General features: G+C 64.4%; 23 protein-coding genes and 1 pseudogene. 20 read left to right on the forward strand and 4 right to left on the reverse strand.

What is annotated here, in order from left to right:
• Positions 1-55: 55 nt before the first annotated feature.
• The 3 genes from BM279_RS05355 (at position 56) to BM279_RS05365 (ending at position 1,067) form a co-directional block, all read left to right on the forward strand.
• The gene (locus tag BM279_RS05355) at positions 56-478 is read left to right on the forward strand and encodes a GNAT family N-acetyltransferase (protein WP_093501680.1); all 423 of its coding nucleotides are present in this window, start codon (positions 56-58) and stop codon (positions 476-478) included.
• 29 nt (positions 479-507) lie between these two features.
• The gene (locus tag BM279_RS05360; RefSeq protein WP_075931458.1) at positions 508-669 is read left to right on the forward strand and encodes a DUF2986 domain-containing protein; all 162 of its coding nucleotides are present in this window, start codon (positions 508-510) and stop codon (positions 667-669) included.
• 92 nt (positions 670-761) lie between these two features.
• Positions 762-1,067, forward strand: coding sequence for a hypothetical protein (locus BM279_RS05365; RefSeq protein ID WP_093501682.1), 306 nt, complete (start codon positions 762-764; stop codon positions 1,065-1,067).
• 28 nt (positions 1,068-1,095) lie between these two features.
• Here the strand turns inward: BM279_RS05365 and BM279_RS05370 are convergent, their stop codons facing one another.
• Together BM279_RS05370 and BM279_RS05375 are read right to left on the reverse strand one after the other, a co-directional pair.
• A complete protein-coding gene (locus BM279_RS05370; RefSeq protein ID WP_093501684.1) occupies positions 1,096-1,476 on the reverse strand; it encodes a hypothetical protein in 381 nt (126 codons plus the stop codon).
• Positions 1,477-1,747: 271 nt separating this feature from the next.
• Positions 1,748-2,443, reverse strand: coding sequence for an alpha/beta family hydrolase (locus tag BM279_RS05375; protein WP_093502509.1), 696 nt, complete (start codon positions 2,441-2,443; stop codon positions 1,748-1,750).
• Positions 2,444-2,541: 98 nt separating this feature from the next.
• Here BM279_RS05375 and ccoN (BM279_RS05380) point away from each other — a divergent pair, with 98 nt between their 5' ends.
• The 15 genes and pseudogenes from ccoN (BM279_RS05380) to hemN all read left to right on the forward strand — a co-directional run bounded on the left by ccoN (BM279_RS05380) (position 2,542) and on the right by hemN (position 16,945).
• Complete coding sequence (ccoN, locus tag BM279_RS05380) at positions 2,542-3,981, forward strand: cytochrome-c oxidase, cbb3-type subunit I (RefSeq protein WP_093501686.1); 1,440 nt, start codon at positions 2,542-2,544, stop codon at positions 3,979-3,981.
• Entirely contained in the window at positions 3,981-4,589 is a 609-nt protein-coding gene (ccoO, locus tag BM279_RS05385) for a cytochrome-c oxidase, cbb3-type subunit II (protein WP_093501688.1), read from the forward strand. Before ccoN (BM279_RS05380) ends, ccoO (BM279_RS05385) begins: the two co-directional genes overlap by 1 nt.
• 4 nt (positions 4,590-4,593) lie before the next feature.
• Entirely contained in the window at positions 4,594-4,779 is a 186-nt protein-coding gene (locus BM279_RS05390; protein WP_013791955.1) for a CcoQ/FixQ family Cbb3-type cytochrome c oxidase assembly chaperone, read from the forward strand.
• Positions 4,776-5,705: a cytochrome-c oxidase, cbb3-type subunit III gene (gene ccoP, locus BM279_RS05395; protein ID WP_093501690.1), complete on the forward strand. Its 930-nt coding sequence runs from the start codon at positions 4,776-4,778 to the stop codon at positions 5,703-5,705. The genes BM279_RS05390 and ccoP (BM279_RS05395) overlap by 4 nt, the downstream gene beginning before the upstream one ends.
• Before the next feature lie 164 nt (positions 5,706-5,869).
• Positions 5,870-6,318 (forward strand): annotated as a pseudogene (locus tag BM279_RS05400) (REP-associated tyrosine transposase).
• Between the two features lie 291 nt (positions 6,319-6,609).
• Positions 6,610-8,064, forward strand: coding sequence for a cytochrome-c oxidase, cbb3-type subunit I (gene ccoN / locus BM279_RS05405; RefSeq protein ID WP_093501692.1), 1,455 nt, complete (start codon positions 6,610-6,612; stop codon positions 8,062-8,064).
• Positions 8,061-8,669, forward strand: coding sequence for a cytochrome-c oxidase, cbb3-type subunit II (ccoO, locus tag BM279_RS05410; RefSeq protein WP_027910389.1), 609 nt, complete (start codon positions 8,061-8,063; stop codon positions 8,667-8,669). The genes ccoN (BM279_RS05405) and ccoO (BM279_RS05410) overlap by 4 nt, the downstream gene beginning before the upstream one ends.
• 4 nt (positions 8,670-8,673) lie before the next feature.
• Positions 8,674-8,877, forward strand: a complete 204-nt coding sequence (locus BM279_RS05415; protein ID WP_093501694.1) for a cbb3-type cytochrome oxidase subunit 3 — start codon at positions 8,674-8,676, stop codon at positions 8,875-8,877.
• A complete protein-coding gene (gene ccoP / locus BM279_RS05420) occupies positions 8,874-9,821 on the forward strand; it encodes a cytochrome-c oxidase, cbb3-type subunit III (protein ID WP_093501697.1) in 948 nt (315 codons plus the stop codon). Before BM279_RS05415 ends, ccoP (BM279_RS05420) begins: the two co-directional genes overlap by 4 nt.
• Before the next feature lie 181 nt (positions 9,822-10,002).
• On the forward strand, positions 10,003-11,409 hold the full coding sequence (ccoG, locus tag BM279_RS05425; RefSeq protein ID WP_093501699.1) for a cytochrome c oxidase accessory protein CcoG: 1,407 nt from the start codon (positions 10,003-10,005) through the stop codon (positions 11,407-11,409).
• Between the two features lie 133 nt (positions 11,410-11,542).
• Positions 11,543-12,049 (forward strand): FixH family protein, encoded by a 507-nt coding sequence (locus BM279_RS05430; RefSeq protein ID WP_093501702.1) that lies wholly within the window; start codon positions 11,543-11,545, stop codon positions 12,047-12,049.
• Complete coding sequence (locus tag BM279_RS05435; protein ID WP_093501703.1) at positions 12,049-14,487, forward strand: heavy metal translocating P-type ATPase; 2,439 nt, start codon at positions 12,049-12,051, stop codon at positions 14,485-14,487. Before BM279_RS05430 ends, BM279_RS05435 begins: the two co-directional genes overlap by 1 nt.
• Positions 14,484-14,687: a cbb3-type cytochrome oxidase assembly protein CcoS gene (gene ccoS, locus BM279_RS05440; protein ID WP_093501705.1), complete on the forward strand. Its 204-nt coding sequence runs from the start codon at positions 14,484-14,486 to the stop codon at positions 14,685-14,687. Before BM279_RS05435 ends, ccoS begins: the two co-directional genes overlap by 4 nt.
• Complete coding sequence (locus BM279_RS05445; RefSeq protein ID WP_093501707.1) at positions 14,680-15,363, forward strand: sulfite exporter TauE/SafE family protein; 684 nt, start codon at positions 14,680-14,682, stop codon at positions 15,361-15,363. Before ccoS ends, BM279_RS05445 begins: the two co-directional genes overlap by 8 nt.
• 199 nt (positions 15,364-15,562) lie before the next feature.
• Positions 15,563-16,945, forward strand: coding sequence for an oxygen-independent coproporphyrinogen III oxidase (hemN, locus tag BM279_RS05450; RefSeq protein ID WP_093501709.1), 1,383 nt, complete (start codon positions 15,563-15,565; stop codon positions 16,943-16,945).
• A 40-nt stretch (positions 16,946-16,985) separates the two neighbouring features.
• Here hemN and BM279_RS05455 read toward each other — a convergent pair whose 3' ends face one another.
• The gene (locus BM279_RS05455; protein ID WP_143103567.1) at positions 16,986-17,465 is read right to left on the reverse strand and encodes a hypothetical protein; all 480 of its coding nucleotides are present in this window, start codon (positions 17,463-17,465) and stop codon (positions 16,986-16,988) included.
• 143 nt (positions 17,466-17,608) lie between these two features.
• Between BM279_RS05455 and fnr the strand changes: the two genes are divergently transcribed.
• Together fnr and BM279_RS05465 are read left to right on the forward strand one after the other, a co-directional pair.
• Entirely contained in the window at positions 17,609-18,343 is a 735-nt protein-coding gene (gene fnr, locus BM279_RS05460) for a fumarate/nitrate reduction transcriptional regulator Fnr (RefSeq protein ID WP_093501714.1), read from the forward strand.
• Between the two features lie 26 nt (positions 18,344-18,369).
• Positions 18,370-18,918 carry an adenine phosphoribosyltransferase gene (locus BM279_RS05465; RefSeq protein WP_013791969.1) on the forward strand — a complete coding sequence of 183 codons (549 nt, stop codon included), beginning with the start codon at positions 18,370-18,372 and terminating at the stop codon, positions 18,916-18,918.
• Between the two features lie 178 nt (positions 18,919-19,096).
• Here BM279_RS05465 and BM279_RS05470 read toward each other — a convergent pair whose 3' ends face one another.
• Positions 19,097-20,050 (reverse strand): ABC transporter substrate-binding protein, encoded by a 954-nt coding sequence (locus BM279_RS05470; protein ID WP_093501716.1) that lies wholly within the window; start codon positions 20,048-20,050, stop codon positions 19,097-19,099.
• Positions 20,051-20,076 lie beyond the last annotated feature (26 nt).

The raw sequence follows: 20,076 nt of genomic DNA on the forward strand, positions 1-20,076 counted from the left end.
ACCTGGCAGCCGTTCACCGCACCCGGCGTATCGTGCCCAGCAAAGGACTCATCGAATGACCGAAACCGCCTATTCCCTCGTGCACACCATTCCTTCGGTGGAAACCTATCGCCATCTGCGCACTGCCGCCGGGCTGAGCGGCAAGACCGTCGAGGCGGCGAGCCGCGGCCTGCCCAACAGTCTGTTCGCCGTGCAGGTGCTATGCGCCGGCGAGCCGGTCGGCATGGGTCGGGTGATCGGCGATGGCGGCGCGTTCTATCAGGTGGTGGACATCGCCGTGCTGCCGGAGCATCAAGGCCGTGGCCTGGGGAAAATGATCATGGCGGCGATCAGCGACTTTATCGCCCGCGAGGTGCCAGAGTCCGCGTACGTCAGCCTGATCGCCGACGGCGAGGCGTATCGCCTCTATCAGCAGTTCGGCTTTGCGCTGACGGCACCGGCAAGCCAGGGCATGGCCCTGAAGAAAACCGCAGGCTGAAGCGCCCGACACTTACCACAGGTACCCAGATGAATCGCCGCAAGAAGATCAAGCAGTTGCTGGAGGCCCACGCCAAGAAGGCCAATGCCAAGCTGGCACCCAAGAGCAACAAGCCCAAATACATCAGTAAGGCCGACCGGGCGAAGCTGGAAGCCGAGGCTGCCGAAAGCCCGAGCAGCGCCACCGAGTAACGCAAACTGCTTCATTTGTTTTCCATAAGGCATATGGCGTTGTAACTGGAGCCACACTGGCAATGGCTACCCACTAACAAGGACGCCCTGCCATGAGCCAGAACGCTTACAACCGCCTGCGCAGCCATGTGGACTTTCTGGAGTCGCTGCTCACCGTACTGGTGATCGCTCTGTTCGTGCTGGCGATCTTCGGGATCCATGATGCGCTGGTGATTGCCCTGGCAGTGGCAATTGCCGCGGGGTTGCTGAACCTTCATCACCAGCATCGGACGCTGTCGCGCTACGCCTGCTCGAATTGCGGTCAGTCGCCTCATTACAAGTTTGACCACCGCACAGGTGAACACTGCGATCCTGCAACGGCGCACTGCCTGCAGTGTGGTCAACGGTTGTCGCAGTGACAACAGGCACCCAGCTTGCCGAAAAGCTTCAGCGATGCAACGTATATGACCGAGGCCCTGCGCAAGGGCTCTTGTCCCATTCGGCGCTGAACAGGCTCAGCGACACACCTTTGCCTGGAACAGCGACGAAGCCCAGTGGCGCCGTGCGTTTGCCATCTCGAGCTATGTAGCTGAAGGTGCCGCAGGTACCGCGCTGGTCGCTGATGATCAAGGTATCCGGGTCGGCACCGGCGCCACGCACATAGTCTTTCATCATGTCGACGGAGGCTGGGTTGCCCGGCGCACCGGCCAGGTACCACTTGCCCTTGCCCAGCAGCAGAACGAGGCACAGCGACACAAACGCCCACAGCGCCAGACGCTTGAAACGCTTGGCACTCCGCTGCACCGCCAATACGTCGCGATAATCCATTGCTGCCTTCCGGTAACCCTGACAGCCGTCCATGTTAACCCGTGCAGCGCGCCAGGGCTGCGACGCAGACGAGGTTTCAACGCGCCTCGGTGTATTCACGCAGCCTCGTAGGGTGGATGGCGCTTTTTTCATCCACCGTTGCGATTGCAGAACGGTGGACGGGTCGGGCCGCGTAGGTGAGGCGTCGTCCACCCTACAAACTGAACCCTATGGCCCGCTCCTACACTGGATCAGTGTCGACCACTTCAGCCTCGCAGTTGCCGCTTCATGCTCATGAGGATCGTGAACAGATTTTAAGAAACGCCACGACCGCATCCGCCGCCGAATCCAGATGCTGCTCGTGGCTGTAGCCGGACACCTTCAGCGGTTTGAGGTCGTGGTCGCCCGCCGTCAGCCAGCACAGTTCGATTGCCGCCGAGAGTTGGTAACCGGCCACGGTGTGGCGGTCACCCATGGTGTCGCGTTCGCCCTGCACGATGAGGGTCGGCGTTTTCAGGTCGGCCAGGTGCGCGGTGCGCGGTTTGTCGGCCTTGCCGATGGCGTGGAAGGGGTAGCCCAGGCAGACCAGGCCGTCAGCATCCAGCTCGTCGGCCAGCAGACTGGCCATGCGCCCGCCCATGGATTTGCCGCCGATGGCCAACGGCCCCGTGACCTGGTGTCGCACGGCGGCGTATACGGCTCGCCAGCAGTCGAGCAGTTTTGCCTGGGGGTTGGGTGGGCGTTTCTTGCCGTCCTGCCGGCGCGCGGCCATGTAGTCGAACTCGAAGCGCACCACCGTCAGCCCGCGGGCGGCGAGCTTGCCTGCCATCAGGTTCATGAAGTCGCTGTCCATCGGCGCGCCGGCGCCGTGGGCGAGGATCAGCGTGGCCTGGCTGGCGCCCGTCGGCCGATCCCAAAGCAGCGCTGGCGCTGGGCTTTCCTGTGCCTGTTGACCGGCGTCAATACCGCTTCGCTGCCCTTCTCGCATGCTTGCCTCGCTCATAAAAAAGCCCTTTTCGTGTACGGATTTGTCCGTGCGCGGGGGCTGCAGATGATCTGCCCATAACCGTGGATGGAAACCCAGACATGAACACAACAACCAGTTCCGCCTATAACTACAAGGTGGTTCGCCAATTCGCCATCATGACGGTGGTGTGGGGCATAGTCGGGATGGGGCTCGGCGTGCTTATCGCAGCGCAGCTCGCCTGGCCGTGGCTCAATTTCGACCTGCCGTGGACCAGTTTCGGTCGCCTGCGGCCCCTGCACACCAACGCGGTGATCTTCGCCTTCGGCGGCTGCGCCCTGTTCGCCACCAGCTACTATGCCGTACAGCGCACCTCCCAGGCCACGCTGTTCGCACCGAAGCTGGCGGCCTTCACGTTCTGGGGCTGGCAACTGGTGATCCTGCTGGCGGCCATCACCTTGCCGCTGGGCTACACCAGCTCCAAGGAATACGCCGAGCTGGAATGGCCGATCGACATCCTGATCACCATCGTCTGGGTCAGCTACGCGATCGTGTTCTTCGGCACCATCATCAAGCGCAGCGTCAGCCACATCTATGTGGGCAACTGGTTCTTCGGTGGGTTCATTCTCACCGTGGCGTTGCTGCACGTGGTCAACAACCTGGAAGTGCCGGTCACCCTGACCAAGTCCTACTCGCTGTACTCCGGCGCCACCGACGCGATGATCCAGTGGTGGTACGGCCACAACGCGGTGGGCTTCTTCCTGACCGCGGGCTTCCTGGGAATGATGTACTACTTCGTGCCCAAGCAGGCCGGGCGCCCGGTGTACTCCTATCGCCTGTCGATCGTGCACTTCTGGGCGCTGATCACCCTGTACATCTGGGCTGGCCCGCACCACCTGCACTACACCGCGCTGCCGGACTGGGCCCAGAGCCTGGGCATGGTCATGTCCCTGGTGCTGCTGGCACCGAGCTGGGGCGGCATGATCAACGGCATGATGACCCTCTCGGGCGCCTGGCATAAGTTGCGCACCGACCCGATCCTGCGCTTTCTGGTGGTTTCCCTGGCGTTCTACGGCATGTCGACCTTCGAAGGCCCGATGATGGCCATCAAGACCGTCAACGCCCTCTCCCACTACACCGACTGGACCATCGGCCACGTGCATGCCGGCGCCCTGGGCTGGGTCGCCATGGTGTCGATCGGCTCGCTGTATCACCTGATTCCCAAGGTGTTCGGCCGCGAGCAGATGCACAGCATCGGCCTGATCAACGCGCACTTCTGGCTCGCCACCATCGGCACCGTGCTGTACATCGCCTCGATGTGGGTCAACGGCATCGCCCAGGGCCTGATGTGGCGCGCGGTGAACAGCGACGGCACGCTCACCTACTCCTTCGTCGAGGCGCTGGAAGCCAGCCACCCCGGCTTCGTGGTGCGGGTGATCGGCGGCGCGATCTTCTTCACCGGCATGCTGCTGATGGCCTGGAACACCTGGCAGACCGTGCGCGCCAGCAAGCCGGAAGAACTGGAAGCTGCCGCCCTGTATTCGGTTGAGGGAGCCCACTGATGAAACACGAAATCGTCGAAAAGAACGTCGGCCTGATGGCCCTCCTGATGGTGTTCGCCGTCAGCATCGGCGGGCTGACGCAGATCGTCCCGCTGTTCTTCCAGGACGTGGTCAACGAGCCGGTCGCCGGCATGAAGCCCTACACCGCGCTGCAACTCGAGGGCCGCGACGTGTACATCAAGGAAGGCTGCGTGGGTTGCCACTCGCAGATGATCCGCCCGTTCCGCGCCGAGACCGAGCGCTACGGCCACTACTCGGTAGCCGGCGAAAGCGTCTGGGACCACCCCTTCCTGTGGGGCTCCAAGCGCACCGGGCCGGACCTGGCCCGGGTCGGCGGCCGCTACTCGGACGAGTGGCACCGCGCGCACCTCTACAACCCGCGCAACGTGGTGCCGGAGTCGAAGATGCCGTCCTACCCCTGGCTGGTCGAGAACGTGCTCGACGGCAAGGACACCCCCACCAAGCTCAAGGCCATGCAGTTTCTCGGCGTGCCCTACACGGATGACGACATCGCCAGCGCCAGCGCTGCGGTGAAAGGCAAGACCGAGATGGACGCCTTGGTCGCCTACCTGCAAGTGCTCGGCACTGCGCTGAAGAACAAGAGGTGATCCCATGCTTACCGACCTGATCGACATCGGCATGGTGCGCGGCATCGGTACCGCCCTGGTACTGATCGCCTTCACCTGCGTGACGCTGTGGGCCTACAGCGGCAAGCGCGCCAAGGCCTTCGAGGATGCGGCGAACCTGCCCTTCGCCGATGAACCCAACAAAGCAGCAGTAAGGAAAGACACCCCATGAGCACTTTCTGGAGCTGGTACATCACGCTGCTGACCCTCGGCAGCCTGGTCGCATTGTTCTGGCTGCTGTTCGCCACACGCAAAGGGGAACGCAAGAACACCACCGACCAGACCATGGGCCATTCCTTCGACGGCATCGAGGAGTACGACAACCCGCTGCCACGCTGGTGGTTCATGCTGTTCCTCGGCACGCTGATCTTCGCCGTGGGTTACCTGGCGCTGTATCCAGGCCTGGGCAATTTCAAGGGCCTGCTACCCGGCTATGAAGACGGCTGGACCCAGGTTGCCCAGTGGGAGCGCGAAGTGGCCAAGGCCGACGCCCAGTACGGGCCGATCTTCGCCAAGTACTCGGCCATGCCCCTGGAACAGGTGGCCCAGGACGAGCAGGCGCTGAAGATGGGCGGCCGGCTGTTCGCCACTTACTGCTCGATCTGCCACGGCTCGGACGCCAAGGGCGCGGTGGGCTTTCCCAACCTGACCGACGAAAACTGGCGCTGGGGCGGCGACGCCGAAACCATCAAGACCACCATCCTCAACGGGCGCATCGGCGTGATGCCGGCCTGGGGCCAGGTGCTCGGTGATGACGGCGTGCGCAACGTCGCCGGCTACGTGCGCCACGAATTGGCTGGCCTGCCGCTGGCCGATGGCAGCAACATCGACCTGGAACAGGGCAAGCAGCTGTTCTCCACCACCTGCGTGGCCTGCCACGGCCCGGCAGGCACCGGTATGGCGGTCCTGGGCGCGCCGGACCTGACCCACCCCGGCGGCTGGATCTACGGCTCGAGCCTGGCGCAACTGCAGCAAACCATCCGCTACGGCCGCAACGGCCAGATGCCCGCGCAGGAGCACTACCTGGGCAACGACAAGGTTCATCTGCTGGCGGCTTATGTGCTGAGTTTGAGTCGCAAACCACAACCTGGCGAATGATGCCCACGTGTAGGAGCGACCGGGCGAAGATCGGCTTTAGCCGCGAGCTCTTTAGTGCCTGGTCGGGTGCTAAAGCTCGCGGCTGAAGCCGATCCTACGAAATCGCTCCCGCAGGTCGCCAATCTATCAGCTACCGTTGCTTTACCTACTCAGGAGGCAACGGAATGCCGCACTCAGTCAGTTTGCGCAAAGGCCGGATCTCGCAAACCAATCAAATCTACCTGCTAACTGCCACCGTTAAAGACCGCCAGCCAGTCTTTGCCAGTTTCGCACTCGGTCGCCTTCTTGTTCGTGAACTGCAACGTGCCGAAAACCTGGGGCTGGCAGAATCGCTCGCCTGGGTGGTCATGCCCGATCACCTGCACTGGCTGGTATCACTGCGACAAGGCTCGCTCAGCGAATTGATGCGTCGCGTCAAGGGGCGCAGCGCTTGCAGGTGAACAGCCGGCTCGGTCGCCGAGGCAGACTATGGCAAGAGGGTTTCCATGACAGAGCGCTACGCCGTGAGGAGGACATACTGCCAACTGCCCGATACATCGTTGCCAATCCTTTACGGGCAGGCTTGGTAACGCGTGTCGGCGATTACTCTTTTTGGGATGCGGTGTGGCTCTGAAGATCTGCTCAATAGCTTCAGCCTGACTACAGAATCTCAATGCACGCAATCGTGGGAGAGGCTTTAGCCCCGAGTTCTTTGTTCCAGACTAAAAGCTCGGGGCTAAAGCCCCTCCCACATATGCAGGCTCCCAGCAAAACAGGCTGGCCCCTCGAAACACTGCAAGGCTCACAACAGAGCGCTTTCCACATATTTCCAACGCATTGCACCACCCGTGCCGGTCGGGGATACTCGCGCCGCCTGAAATGCCTGTCGCCTCGCGGCAGCGCCCAGCCCAGCGTGGAACCCAGCATGAGCCCAGCAAGCAGTCCGGCTGCCTACAACTACAAGGTGGTGCGCCAGTTCGCGGTGATGACCGTGGTCTGGGGCGTGGTCGGCATGGCGCTGGGGGTGTTCATCGCCGCGCAACTGGTGTGGCCGCAACTGAATTTCGACCTGCCCTGGACCAGCTTCGGCCGCCTGCGCCCGCTGCACACCAATGCGGTGATCTTCGCTTTCGGCGGGTGCGCGCTGTTCGCCACCAGCTATTACGTGGTGCAGCGCACCTGCCAGGTGCGGCTGGCGTCCGACCGCCTGGCGGCCTTCACCTTCTGGGGCTGGCAGGCGGTGATCGTCGCGGCGGTGATCAGCCTGCCAATGGGCTACACCAGCAGCAAGGAATACGCCGAGCTGGAATGGCCGATCGATATCCTCCTGGGCATCGTCTGGTTCGCCTATATCGGCGTGTTCTTCGGCACCCTGTTCAAGCGCCGCACCCGGCATATCTACGTGGCCAACTGGTTCTTCGGCGCCTTCATCCTGGTCACCGGCATGCTGCACCTGGTCAACAGCGCCGCTGTGCCGGTCAGCCTGTTCAAGTCCTACTCGGTGTACGCCGGTGCCACGGACGCGATGATCCAGTGGTGGTACGGCCACAACGCCGTGGGCTTCTTCCTGACCACCGGCTTTCTGGGGATGATGTACTACTTCGTGCCCAAGCAGGCCAACCGGCCGATCTACTCATACCGCCTTTCCATCGTGCACTTCTGGGCGCTGATCACCCTGTACATCTGGGCCGGCCCGCACCACCTGCACTACACCGCCCTGCCGGACTGGGCCCAGAGCCTGGGCATGGTGATGTCGATCATCCTCCTGGCACCGAGTTGGGGCGGCATGATCAACGGCATGATGACCCTGTCGGGTGCCTGGCATAAGTTGCGCACTGACCCGATCCTGCGCTTTCTGGTCGTCTCGCTGGCGTTCTACGGCATGTCCACCTTCGAGGGGCCGATGATGGCCATCAAGACGGTCAACGCGCTGTCGCACTACACCGACTGGACCATTGGCCACGTGCACGCCGGCGCCCTGGGCTGGGTGGCGATGATCACTTTCGGCTCGCTGTATCACCTGATTCCCCGGGTATTCGGCCGCGAGCAGATGCACAGCCTGGCGGCGATCCACCTGCATTTCTGGCTGGCGACCATCGGTACCGTGCTGTACATCGTGCCCATGTGGGTCAACGGCCTTACCCAGGGTCTTATGTGGAAGGCGGTGCACGACGACGGCACGCTCACCTACTCGTTCATCGAGTCGGTGGCGGCCAGCCACTGGGGCTACGTGGTGCGCATGATCGGCGGTGCGATCTTCTTCAGCGGCATGCTGCTGATGGCCTGGAACACCTGGCGCACCATTCGCGGCGCGGGACCGGCCGACTACGATGCCAGCGCGCGGATTCCCCTGGCGCAAAACGGGGAGACCGGCCGATGAAGCACGACCTGATCGAAAAGAACCTCGGCCTGATGACCCTGCTGATGGTCATCGCCGTGAGCATCGGCGGCCTCACCCAGATCGTGCCGCTGTTCTTCCAGGACGTGGTCAACGAGCCGGTGGCCGGCATGCGGCCCTACACCGCGCTGCAGCTCGAGGGCCGCGACATCTATATTCGCGAAGGCTGCGTGGGTTGCCATTCGCAGATGATCCGCCCGTTCCGCGCCGAAACCGAGCGCTACGGCCATTATTCGGTGGCCGGCGAAAGCGTCTGGGATCACCCCTTCCTGTGGGGCTCCAAACGCACCGGCCCGGACCTGGCGCGGATCGGCGGGCGCTACTCGGACGAGTGGCACCGCGCCCACCTGATCAACCCGCGCGACCTGGTGCCGGAGTCGAAGATGCCCGCCTATCCCTGGCTGGCCGAGCGCACGCTCGATGGCGCCCTGAGCGCCGAAAAGCTCAAGGTCATGCAGGGCTTCGGCATTCCCTACAGCGACGACGACATCGCCAAGGCCCGCGAGGCGGTGGCCGGCAAGAGCGAGCTGGACGCACTGATCGCCTACCTGCAGGTGCTCGGCACCTCGATCCAGAACAAGCGGTGACGCCATGCCAGCCTTCCTGACCGACATCGGCACCATCCGCGGCATCGGCACCGCCGTGGTGTTCATCGCCTTCGTCGCCGTGGTGCTCTGGGCCTACAGCAGCAAGCGCAAGTCCAGCTTCGACGAAGCGGCCAACCTACCCTTCGCCGACGAGCAGCTACCGAGCGCCAGCCAGCAGAACCACAAGCTCGAGGACGACAAACCTTGAGCACCTTCTGGAGCCTGTTCATCGCGCTGGCCACCCTCGGCACGCTGCTGGGCCTGGCCTGGCTGCTCATCGCCACCCGCAAGGGCCAGCGGCCGGGCGACAGCGAGCAGACCACGGGGCACAACTTCGACGGCATCGAGGAATACGACAACCCGCTGCCGCGCTGGTGGTTCCTGCTGTTTCTCGGCACCCTGGCATTCGCCTTCGGCTACCTGCTGCTCTACCCCGGGCTGGGCAACTTCAAGGGCCTGCTGCCCGGCTATGACGAAGGCTGGACCCAGGTCGGCCAGTGGCAGCGCGAGATGGCCGCCGCCGACGCACGCTACGGCCCGCTGTTCGCCGGCTACGCGGCCACACCCATCAGCGAACTGGCCAGGGACGAGAAGGCGCTGAAAATCGGTGGCCGGTTGTTCGCCAACAACTGCGCCGTATGCCACGGCGCCGATGCCAAAGGCGCCTTCGGTTTCCCCAACCTGACCGATGACGACTGGCTGTACGGCGGCGACCCGGAAACCATCAAGACCTCCATCATGCAGGGCCGCCAGGGCGTGATGCCGGCCTGGCAGGAGATTCTTGGCGGCGACGGCGTGCGCGACGTGACCGGCTACGTGCGCAGCCTCTCGAACCTGGAAAACCCGGCGCACATCGCCGTCAACCTGGACGCGGGCAGACAGCTCTACGCCACCAATTGCGCCATGTGCCACGGCCCCGACGGCAAGGGCCTGCAGGTGCTCGGCGCACCGAACCTCACGGACAAGGTGTGGCTGTACGGTTCCAGCTTCGCCCAGGTGCAGCAAACCATTCGCCATGGGCGCAGCGGCAAGATGCCGGCGCAGGCGGAATTTCTCGGCAACGACAAGGTGCACCTGTTGGCCGCCTACGTGTACAGCCTGTCGCAGCGCGAAAAGGCGCCGGCAGAAGTGCAAAACCGGGAGAAAGATTGAGTGCACTGATCTGGGTCAGGACGGCTCCGGCATGCTGCGCCTAGCATGGCCCTGCACCTACCCTGCGACGGGTAGCCGCAAGCCCGATCTGGCGTTGGCGGCGTACCATCGGCGCAGCGAACGATCGCGACCGGCACGTATCGGTCGCGACAGGCCCGACCAACCGTTGTGGTAGCCCTCGATGAGCCAACAGATCCCCGTCAAGAACGTCACGCCGCCCGCCGGCGAGACCATCGACCTCTATGCCAGCCGCGAGAAGATCCACACCCGCGCGTTCAGCGGCTTCTACCGCAACCTGCGGCGTGCTGGCGGGGCTCTGCTGTTCGTCCTCTACTTCGGCACCGTGTGGCTGAACTGGGACGGCCACCAGGCAGTGTGGTGGAACCTGCCGGAACGCAAGTTCCACATCTTCGGCGCCACCTACTGGCCCCAGGATTTCGTGTTGCTCTCGGCGCTACTGATCATCGCCGCCTTCGGGCTGTTCTTCATCACCGTGTTCGCCGGCCGGGTGTGGTGCGGCTACACCTGCCCGCAGAGCGTGTTCACCTGGATATTCATGTGGGCGGAAAAGGTCACCGAGGGCGACCGCAACCAGCGCATGAAGCTGGAAAAGGCGCCGATGAGTGCCAACAAGTTCGCTCGTCGCTTCGCCAAGCACAGCATCTGGCTGGGCGTTTCCCTGGTCACCGCGCTGACTTTCGTCGGCTACTTCGCGCCGATCCGCGAACTGCTCGCCGAGCTGGTCACCTTCGATGCCAGCGGCTGGGCGCTGTTCTGGATCGCCTTCTTCACCCTCGCCACCTATGGCAATGCCGGCTGGCTACGCGAGCAGGTGTGCATTCACATGTGCCCCTATGCGCGCTTCCAGAGCGTGATGTTCGACCAGGACACGCTGATCGTCTCCTACGACCCGCGCCGTGGCGAAACCCGCGGCCCGCGCAAGAAGACCGCCGACCACAAGGCCCAGGGCCTGGGCGACTGCATCGACTGCACCCTGTGCGTGCAGGTATGCCCGACCGGCATCGACATTCGTGACGGCCTGCAGATCGAGTGCATCGGTTGCGCCGCGTGCATCGACGCCTGCGACGCCGTCATGGACAAGATGAACTACCCGCGCGGGCTGATCAGCTACACCACCGAACACAACCTCTCGGGGCAGAAGACGCGCCTGCTGCGCCCACGGCTGATCGGCTACGCCATCGCCCTTCTGGCCATGCTGGCGGTATTCGCCTGGGCAGTGAGCAACCGCTCGCTGGTCGAGCTGGACGTGCTCAAGGATCGGGTACTCTACCGCGAGAACGAGCTGGGGCGAATCGAGAACGTCTACACCCTGAAGATCATGAACAAGGCTCAGCAGGACGTCGTCTACCGCATCGACGCCGACGGCCTGGACGGCCTGGTCTACGAGGGCCGTCGCGAAGTCCGCGCCCTGGCCGGCGAAGTGCTGGCGATCCCGGTGGAGCTGTCCATCGACGCCGAGAAGCTGCCGTCGAGCACCAACGAGGTCACCTTCCACATCCGTGCCACCGACGACGACAGCATCCACAACGACGCCAGCAGCCGCTTTATCGGCCCGAGCGTGAGGTAGCTTAAAGGCTGGTGGGTTATCACCCACCCTACGGAACTCGACACGATCTAATCGTAGGGTGGGCGCAGCCCACCAAAATCGTATGAACGACCAGGCCCTAAAGCCAATACCGCAACGAAAGAGCAGGCCAACCATGAACGAAGACCTCCAACCCGCCCCCTGGTACAAGCAGTTCTGGCCCTGGTTCCTGATCGCCCTGCTCGGTTACTCGGTGATTCAGGGGCTGACCCTGCTGACCGTCGCCACGCGCAATCCGCCGGGATTGATCTCCGACGATTATTACGACGTCGGCAAGGGCATCAACCAGTCCCTGGAGCGCGAAAACCTGGCGCTGCGCCTGAAGCTGCAGGCGACGCTGGAGTTGGACGACGAGCGCGGCATTGCCGAGCTGCAACTGCACGGCGCCAGCGCGCCCGCGCAACTGGTGCTCAACCTGGTATCGCCGACCCAGCCGGAGCGCGACCGCCGTGTGGTGCTGCAACATCAGGGTGAAGGCCTGTACCGCGGCAACCTGCAGGACAGCGTGCAGGGCCGGCGCTTCGTCGAGCTGATCGGCCAGGAAGGCGGCCAGGACTGGCGCCTGTTCGAGGAAGAAACCCTGGAAACCGGCAAGCGCATCCAGCTCGGGGATGAACGCTGATCGACACCTCCTTTGCCACCGGCGCGCCGCTCGAGCGCAGCAGCCCGGCGCCCTGCTACCACTGCGGCCTGCCGGTGCCGGCGGGCAGCCGCTTTTCAGCTTTAGTGCTGGGCCAGTCGCGCGAGATGTGCTGCCCAGGCTGCCAGGCGGTGGCCGAAACCATCGTGCAGAACGGCCTGGAGCATTACTACAGCCACCGCAGCGAAACGGCCAACAATCCCCGGCAACTGCCCCAGGCACTGCCCGACGAGCTGGCCCTGTATGACCGCCGCGACGTGCAGCAGCCCTTCGTCGAACAAAGCGGCGAATGGCGCGAAACCAGCCTGCTGATCGAGGGCATCAGTTGCGCGGCCTGCGGCTGGCTGATCGAAAAGTACCTCGCTGTCCTGCCCGGCGTGGTCGAGGCGCACCTGAACCTGTCCAACCATCGCCTGCGGGTACGCTGGAGCGCCAGCGCCCTGCCCTTGAGCGAACTGCTCGGCGAAGTGCGGCGCATCGGCTACGCAGCCCATCCCTGGCAGGCCGATGCCGCCGCCGAGCAGCTGACCCGCGAGAATCGCCGCGCGATGCGCCAGCTGGGCGTCGCCGGGCTTCTCTGGATGCAGGTGATGATGGCCAGCATGGCCACCTGGCCGGAATTCAACGTCGACCTGAGCCCCGAGCTGGACAGCATCCTGCGCTGGGTCAGCCTGTTTCTCACCACGCCCATCGTCTTCTACTGCTGCGGTCAATTCTTCCGTGGCGCGCTGCGCGACCTGCGCACCCGCCACCTGAGCATGGACGTCTCGGTGTCGCTGGCCATCGGCGGCGCCTACGCGGCGGGCATCTGGTCCACGGTCATGGGCCATGGTGAGTTGTATTTCGATGCCGTGGGCATGTTCGCTCTGTTCCTGCTCAGCGGTCGCTACCTGGAACGCCGCGCCCGGGAGCGCACCGCGGCGGCTACCGCGCAACTGGTCAAGCTGCTGCCGGCCTCCTGCCTGCGCCTGGATGAGCAGGGCCACAGCCAGCGCATCCTGCTCAGCGAGCTGCAACCCGGCGACCGCGTGCTGGTGCCGCCGGGTGCGCTGCTGCCGGCCGATGGCCAGGTGCTGGCCGGGCAGTCCAGCGTCGACGAATCCCTGCTCACCGGTGAATATCTGCCGCAATCGCGCAGCGTCGGCGATGCCGTGACCGCCGGCACGCTGAATGTCGAGGGCCCGCTGACCGTCGAAGTGCAGGCGCTGGGCGACGCCACCCGGCTGTCGGCCATCGTCCGCCTGCTGGAGCGAGCGCAAGGCGAGAAGCCGCGTCTGGCCGAGATCGCCGACCGGGTGGCGCAGTGGTTCCTGTTGATCGTGCTGGTGGTGGCGGCCATCGTCGGGGTTGTCTGGTGGCAACTCGATGCGTCGCGGGCGTTCTGGGTGGTGCTCGCCCTGCTCGTGGCCACCTGCCCCTGCGCCCTAGCCCTGGCTACGCCAACGGCGCTGACCACGGCCACCGGCACCCTGCACAGGCTCGGCATGCTCTTGACCCGCGGTCATGTGCTCGAAGGCCTGGAGCAGATCGACACGCTGATCGTTGACAAGACCGGCACCCTCACCGAAGGCCGCCTGACCCTGCGCGCCGTGCAACCGCTCGGTGACCTGGATGGCGACACCTGCCTGGCCCTGGCCGCGGCGCTGGAAAGCCAGTCCGAACACCCCATAGCCCGCGCCTTCGGCCACGCCACCGCGCCGGTGGAAGCGCTGCAGAACGTGCCGGGGCTGGGCCTCGAAGGTGTGGTCGAGGGGCGCCGGCTGCGTATCGGCCAGGCCGAGTTCGTCAGCGAACTCAGCGCCAGCCCCGCACCGGCCATCAACGGCGAACAGGGCCAATGGTTGCTGCTGGGTGACGAACAGGGGCCGCTGGCCTGGTTCGTACTCGACGACCGCCTGCGCGACGATGCACCGGCCCTGGTCGAGGCGGCGCGCGGGCGGGGCTGGCAGATCATGCTGCTCAGCGGCGACAGCTCGCCCATGGTCGGCGAAGTGGCCCGCCAGTTGGGTATCGACCAGGCCCGCGGCGGGCTGACCCCGGACGCCAAACTGGCCATCCTGCGTGATCTGCAGAGGCAAGGCCGCCGCGTGCTGATGCTCGGCGATGGCGTCAACGACGTGCCGGTGCTCGCCGGCGCCGATATCAGCGTGGCTATGGGCTCGGCCTCGGATCTGGCCAAGACCAGCGCCGACGCCGTGCTGCTCTCCAATCGGCTGACCAGCCTGGTCGATGCCCTCCGCCTGGCGCGCCGCACCCGTATCATCATCATCGAGAACCTGGCCTGGGCCGGGCTGTACAATGGCCTGGTGCTACCCTTCGCCGCCCTCGGCTGGATCACGCCGATCTGGGCCGCGCTGGGCATGTCGGCCAGCTCGTTGCTGGTGGTACTCAACGCACTGCGCCTGGGGAAAGCACCATGACCGCGCTGTACATCCTGATTCCCGTCGCCCTGCTGCTGGTCGCCTTCGCCGTGTGGCTGTTCTTCTGGGCGGTGGACAGCGGCCAGTACGACGACCTCGACAGCCCGGCGCACCGCATCCTCTTCGATGACGATGACCCGCGCCACCAGGCGGCGGTGAAACAGGCCAAGCACGAGCCCGCCGCCAAAAACCATGACTGACCTGCTGCCGCAACTGCTCTCCGCGCTGATGCTCGGCCTGCTCGGCGGCGGCCATTGCCTGGGCATGTGCGGCGGGCTGATGGGGGCGTTGACCCTGGCCATCCCCGCCGAACGACGCCACCAGCGCCTGCGCTTGCTGGTCGCCTACAACGCCGGGCGCATCCTCAGTTACACGACGGCCGGGCTGCTGCTCGGCCTGGCTGGGTGGGTGCTGGCCAGCAGCCCGCTCGCCACGGTAATGCGCAGCATCGCCGGCCTGCTGCTGATCGCCATGGGCCTCTACCTGGCCGGTTGGTGGAGCGGCCTGACGCGTATCGAAGCGCTGGGCCGCGGCCTCTGGCGGCACCTGCAACCGATCACCCGACGCTGCATGCCGATCACCAGCGCGCCGCGGGCCCTCGTGCTCGGCGGCCTATGGGGCTGGCTGCCCTGCGGCCTGGTGTACAGCACCCTGCTGTGGGCGGCGAGCCAGGGTGATGCCCTGCGCAGCGCCGCGTTGATGTTTGCCTTCGGCCTCGGCACCCTGCCGGTGCTGCTGGCCACCGGGCTCGCGGCCGAGCGCCTGGTCAGCCTGCTACGCCGGCGTGGCGTGCGCATCGCCGGCGGCCTGCTGGTGATCCTGTTCGGCCTGTGGACCCTGCCCGGCCCTCATCAGCATTGGCTGATGGGGCATTGAAAACCGCCTCTGGTAGCCCGGGTTAAGCGCAGCGAACCCCGGGAATCGATTGCCCTGGGTGTCGCTACGCTCGACCCAGGCTACGGAGCTGACACGCCCAACGGTCCCACCACTGCTGCGACCCCATGACTCAGATCAAAAAGCCCCGCCCATACGCCCCCTAGACTGCTGAGCATTCAACGCTGAAGCGGAATTCGCCATGCTCGACGCCATCCAGTGGGATTCCGACCTGATCCGCCGCTACGATCAAGCCGGCCCGCGCTACACCTCCTACCCGACCGCCGTGCAGTTCCACGACGGCGTCGGCTCCTTCGACCTGCTGCACGCCCTGCGCGAGAGTCGCCGCGCCCTGCGTCCGCTGTCGCTGTACCTGCACCTGCCGTTCTGCGCCAACATCTGCTACTACTGCGCCTGCAACAAGGTCATCACCAAGGATCGCGGCCGCACCCAGCCTTACCTGCAAGCCCTGGAACGGGAGATGGCGCTGATCGGCCATCATGTCAACAAGCGCCAGCGCATCGAGCAGCTGCACCTGGGCGGCGGCACCCCGACCTTTCTCAGCCATGACGAACTGCGCCAGCTGATGGCCAAGCTGCGCGAGCATTTCACCCTGCTCGACGACGATTCCGGCGACTACAGCATCGAGATCGACCCACGCGAGGCGGACTGGTCGACCATGGGCCTGCTGCGCGAGCTGGGCTTCAACCGTGTCAGCCTCGGCGTGCAGGACCTGGACCCCAACGTGCAGCGCGCCATCAACCGCCTGCAGAGCCTGGAAGAGACCCGCGCCATCATCGAGGCGGCACGCACCCTGCAATTTCGCTCGGTGAACATCGACCTGATCTACGGCCTGCCGCTGCAGACGCCGGAGAATTTCGCCCATACCGTGCAGCAGGTCATCGCCTTGCAGCCGGATCGTCTGTCGCTGTTCAACTACGCCCATCTACCGGAACGTTTCATGCCGCAGCGGCGCATCGACAGCGGGCAGTTGCCGAGCGCGGCGGCCAAGCTGGCCATGCTGCAGGGCAGCATCGAGCAGTTGGCCAGCGCCGGCTACCGCTATATCGGCATGGACCATTTCGCCCTGCCCGATGACGAGCTGGCCAGCGCCCAGGAGGACGGCAGCCTGCAGCGCAACTTCCAGGGCTATACCACCCACGGCCACTGCGACCTGATCGGCCTGGGCGTGTCGTCGATCAGCCAGATCGGTGATCTGTATTGCCAGAACACCACGGATATCACCGCCTACCAGAGCAGCCTGAACAATCGCCAGCTGGCGACCCAGCGCGGCCTGGGCTGCAACGACGACGATCGTATTCGCCGCGCTGTGATCCAGCAGCTGATCTGTCATTTCCAGTTGGAGTTCGCGGACATCGAACAGCGTTTCGGCGTCACCATGCCCAGCTACTTCGCGGACGCCTGGCCGGCGCTGCAGCAGATGCACCGCGACGGTCTGATTGATTTGCGTGAAGGCAGCATCGAAGTGCTGCCGGCGGGAAGGCTGCTGGTGCGCTCGCTGTGCATGCTATTCGACCGCTACCTGGGCGAGACCAACCTGCAACGTTTTTCGCGGGTGATCTGAGCGGCGCCCCCGGCAGGGCTGCACTGCAGCCCAGGCTGCATCACTTGGCCAGCAACGCGCCCACGCTGGCACTCTGTTCGCTGGTCAGCTTCTGGTCGCGCATCACCTTCACCAATTGGGCGTTGGCGCTGCTCAGGGCACTGCTGATCGAACCCACTTCGGTCTGCAAGGCGCGCACCTTGGCCTGTTGCGCGTCATCCTCCATATCGCCCTGAGCCATCAGCGCCTGCAGCTCGGCCATCTTCTGGGCCAGTTGTGCCTTGAGCTCGCGGATCATCTTGAGTAACTGCTTGATCTCGTCCGGCAGATTGCTTTCGTCGATATCGGCGTCCTTGTTTTCAGCTTCCTTCGAGCGCGCCAGGCCGACAGCGGACAGGCTCACCTTCACACCCGGCTCGGCGCTCTTTTCCTCGGCAGACGCGGTAGCGCTTGGCTCTACCGTCTCGACAGGCGCTGCTACAGACACAGCACCCGGCGCAACGTAACCGCGCTCACTTGCACCACTGGTGGCCACTTGCATCACACCGCTCCCTGCCTTCATTTGATCGATACAAGCCTATCGGCAGGTGCCTGCGACACTTGAACACCCTGCGGCAGGTGGCCGCGCATGCCCCTGGTGCGTTAACCTTACAACTTCTGAGTGATTACCTAGGGATAAGGGCGATGTCCGAAAGCATCAAGCTGCGCACTACTCATCAGGCACACTGCAAGGATTGCAGCCTCGCCAGCCTATGCCTGCCTCTCTCCCTGGATCTGAAGGACATGGACGCCCTCGACGACATCGTCAAACGCGGCCGTCCCCTGAAAAAAGGCGAGTTCCTGTTCCGCCAGGGCGACACGTTCAACTCGGTGTTCGCCGTGCGTTCCGGCGCACTGAAGACCTTCAGCCTGAGCGACGCCGGCGAAGAGCAGATCACCGGCTTCCACCTGCCCAGCGAACTGGTCGGTCTGTCCGGCATGGACACCGAGCTGTACCCGGTATCGGCTCAGGCCCTGGAAACCACCTCGGTCTGCGAGATCCCCTTCGAGCGCCTCGACGAGCTGTCGGTCAGTCTGCCCCAGTTGCGTCGCCAGTTGATGCGCGTGATGAGCCGTGAGATTCGTGACGCCCAGCAGATGATGCTGCTGCTCTCCAAGAAGACCGCCGACGAGCGCATCGCCACCTTTCTGGTCAACCTGTCCGCTCGTTTCAGCGCCCGTGGCTTCTCGGCCAACCAGTTCCGCCTGTCGATGTCGCGCAACGAGATCGGCAATCACCTGGGCCTGGCCGTGGAAACCGTATCGCGGGTGTTCACGCGCTTCCAGCAGAGCAACCTGATCGAAGCCGAGGGCAAGGAAGTGCATATTCTCGACCCGATCGAGCTGTGCGCTCTGGCAGGTGGTAACCTTAACGGCTGATACTCCCGTTAAGGATTCACCCTGCCATGATCTTTGATGAATTCACCATCAAGACCCTTATCCGCCCGGTCAACGACTTCCCCAAGCCGGGCGTGGTATTTCGCGACATCACCCCGCTGTTCCAGTCCCCACGCGCTCTGCGCATGGTCATCGACAGCCTGATCCAGCGCTACGTCGAAGCGGACTTCACTCACGTCGGGGCGATGGATGCACGGGGTTTTCTGATCGGTTCGATTCTTTCCTACGAGCTCAACAAGCCGCTGGTGCTGTTTCGCAAGCAGGGCAAACTGCCAGCCGACGTGCTCAGCCAGGGCTACCAGACCGAATACGGCGAGGCCTTCCTGGAAGCCCACGCCGACAGCCTTTGCGAAGGGGACAAGGTGCTGATCGTCGATGACCTGATCGCCACCGGTGGCACCCTGCTGGCCGCCGTGCAACTGGTCAAGCGTATGGGCGCCGAGCTGTACGAAGCGGCAGCGATCATCGACCTGCCGGAGCTCGGCGGCTCACGCAAACTGCAGGACATGGGCATTCCCACCTTCACCCTGACCGCCTTCGCCCTCGACGAGCGTTAAGACCGGTTCCCCGCAATGCGCCCATCGACAAGCGAAACGCTCGCTTTGCTGATTGGCGCTTGCCACCCCTGCCCTCCGACGCGCTTTTCTGCGCCCTCAGCCAATAGTTTCTTCTAACCCAACTCAGGCTCGTCTGGATCAGAGACGACCGGCGCCCATCAAGCGTCAGGGCCTTTGCTCATTGCACCTGGGCAGTAGCCGGCTGCAAGGTTGAGGTGAAAGAACTATCGAACAGCCGCTCAGCCGGGTAGCCCTTTACCAGCCCCAGGCCAGCAAAGAAATCGACGGTCTGTTGCGCCTGCTCGATAGCGGCTGGCGTGATCGGACCGATGTCGGTGCGGGCACGGGCGAACCAGGCACGGGCGACGGACTCGTCGGCGCGGGTGTGCTTGGCCCAGGCGCTGGCATAGGCGTCGGTGTGGGCCGGGTTGGCCAGTGCCCATTCACGGGCGCGTTTCAGGCGCTGTAGGAAGTCGCCGATGATCTCGCGCTTACTCGCCAGGGCCTTGTCGCTCGCCACAGCAAAACTCTGCGCGGGGATCAGCCCTTCGGCGGTCGCCAGCACGCGGGCACCATTGCGCTCGGCCTGGGTGACATAGGGCTCCCAGGTGGCGATCACGTCAACCGAGCCACCCTCCAGTGCATGGGAGGCATCGAGCGCGCTCAGGTAGCTCAACTGCAGATCGTCGCGGGCGATGCCTTCACGGTCGAGCGCGGTGAATAGCAGTTGCTGGCTCCAGGAGCCCTTCCACACGGCAGCACGCTTGCCGCGCAAATCCGCCAGGCTGCGAATCGGCGAGTCCTTGCGAACCAGAATGGCCACGCCATGCAGATTCTGTTTGGTTACCGCCACCACCTTGATGGGCGCGCCAAGGGCGCCGAGGAACAACGGCGGTGCATCGCCGAGAAAACCCAGGTCGAGGCTGCCGACATTGAGCGCTTCGGCAACCGGCGAACCGGCAGTGAACTGCTTCCAGTCGACCTCATAGGGCACGTCATCGAGCACGCCGGCGGCCTCCATGACGGTACGTGTGTTGTAGCTCTGGTCGCCGATGACCAGGGTCTCGGCCAGAGCGGAGAGCGAAAACAGCGCGGTGGCCGTGGCCAGCGCCAGAGAGCGAAAGATGCGCATAGGGGGCGTCCTGTGGTGTGGGCTAC

It is taken from the genome of Phytopseudomonas straminea (genome assembly GCF_900112645.1).
Lineage (GTDB): Bacteria > Pseudomonadota > Gammaproteobacteria > Pseudomonadales > Pseudomonadaceae > Aquipseudomonas > Aquipseudomonas straminea.

Coding starts and splice junctions, on each gene's coding strand:
- BM279_RS05445 (WP_093501707.1), top strand. CDS start 14,680: ATGACTGACCTGCTGCCGCAACTGCTCTCCGCGCTGATGCTCGGCCTG.
- fnr (WP_093501714.1), top strand. CDS start 17,609: ATGTCCGAAAGCATCAAGCTGCGCACTACTCATCAGGCACACTGCAAG.
- ccoN (WP_093501692.1), top strand. CDS start 6,610: ATGAGCCCAGCAAGCAGTCCGGCTGCCTACAACTACAAGGTGGTGCGC.
- BM279_RS05415 (WP_093501694.1), top strand. CDS start 8,674: ATGCCAGCCTTCCTGACCGACATCGGCACCATCCGCGGCATCGGCACC.
- BM279_RS05465 (WP_013791969.1), top strand. CDS start 18,370: ATGATCTTTGATGAATTCACCATCAAGACCCTTATCCGCCCGGTCAAC.
- BM279_RS05390 (WP_013791955.1), top strand. CDS start 4,594: ATGCTTACCGACCTGATCGACATCGGCATGGTGCGCGGCATCGGTACC.
- BM279_RS05430 (WP_093501702.1), top strand. CDS start 11,543: ATGAACGAAGACCTCCAACCCGCCCCCTGGTACAAGCAGTTCTGGCCC.
- BM279_RS05455 (WP_143103567.1), bottom strand. CDS start 17,465: ATGCAAGTGGCCACCAGTGGTGCAAGTGAGCGCGGTTACGTTGCGCCG.
- ccoS (WP_093501705.1), top strand. CDS start 14,484: ATGACCGCGCTGTACATCCTGATTCCCGTCGCCCTGCTGCTGGTCGCC.
- BM279_RS05365 (WP_093501682.1), top strand. CDS start 762: ATGAGCCAGAACGCTTACAACCGCCTGCGCAGCCATGTGGACTTTCTG.
- BM279_RS05355 (WP_093501680.1), top strand. CDS start 56: ATGACCGAAACCGCCTATTCCCTCGTGCACACCATTCCTTCGGTGGAA.
- ccoO (WP_093501688.1), top strand. CDS start 3,981: ATGAAACACGAAATCGTCGAAAAGAACGTCGGCCTGATGGCCCTCCTG.
- BM279_RS05375 (WP_093502509.1), bottom strand. CDS start 2,443: ATGCGAGAAGGGCAGCGAAGCGGTATTGACGCCGGTCAACAGGCACAG.
- BM279_RS05360 (WP_075931458.1), top strand. CDS start 508: ATGAATCGCCGCAAGAAGATCAAGCAGTTGCTGGAGGCCCACGCCAAG.
- BM279_RS05370 (WP_093501684.1), bottom strand. CDS start 1,476: ATGGATTATCGCGACGTATTGGCGGTGCAGCGGAGTGCCAAGCGTTTC.
- ccoG (WP_093501699.1), top strand. CDS start 10,003: ATGAGCCAACAGATCCCCGTCAAGAACGTCACGCCGCCCGCCGGCGAG.
- ccoO (WP_027910389.1), top strand. CDS start 8,061: ATGAAGCACGACCTGATCGAAAAGAACCTCGGCCTGATGACCCTGCTG.
- ccoN (WP_093501686.1), top strand. CDS start 2,542: ATGAACACAACAACCAGTTCCGCCTATAACTACAAGGTGGTTCGCCAA.
- hemN (WP_093501709.1), top strand. CDS start 15,563: ATGCTCGACGCCATCCAGTGGGATTCCGACCTGATCCGCCGCTACGAT.
- ccoP (WP_093501690.1), top strand. CDS start 4,776: ATGAGCACTTTCTGGAGCTGGTACATCACGCTGCTGACCCTCGGCAGC.
- BM279_RS05470 (WP_093501716.1), bottom strand. CDS start 20,050: ATGCGCATCTTTCGCTCTCTGGCGCTGGCCACGGCCACCGCGCTGTTT.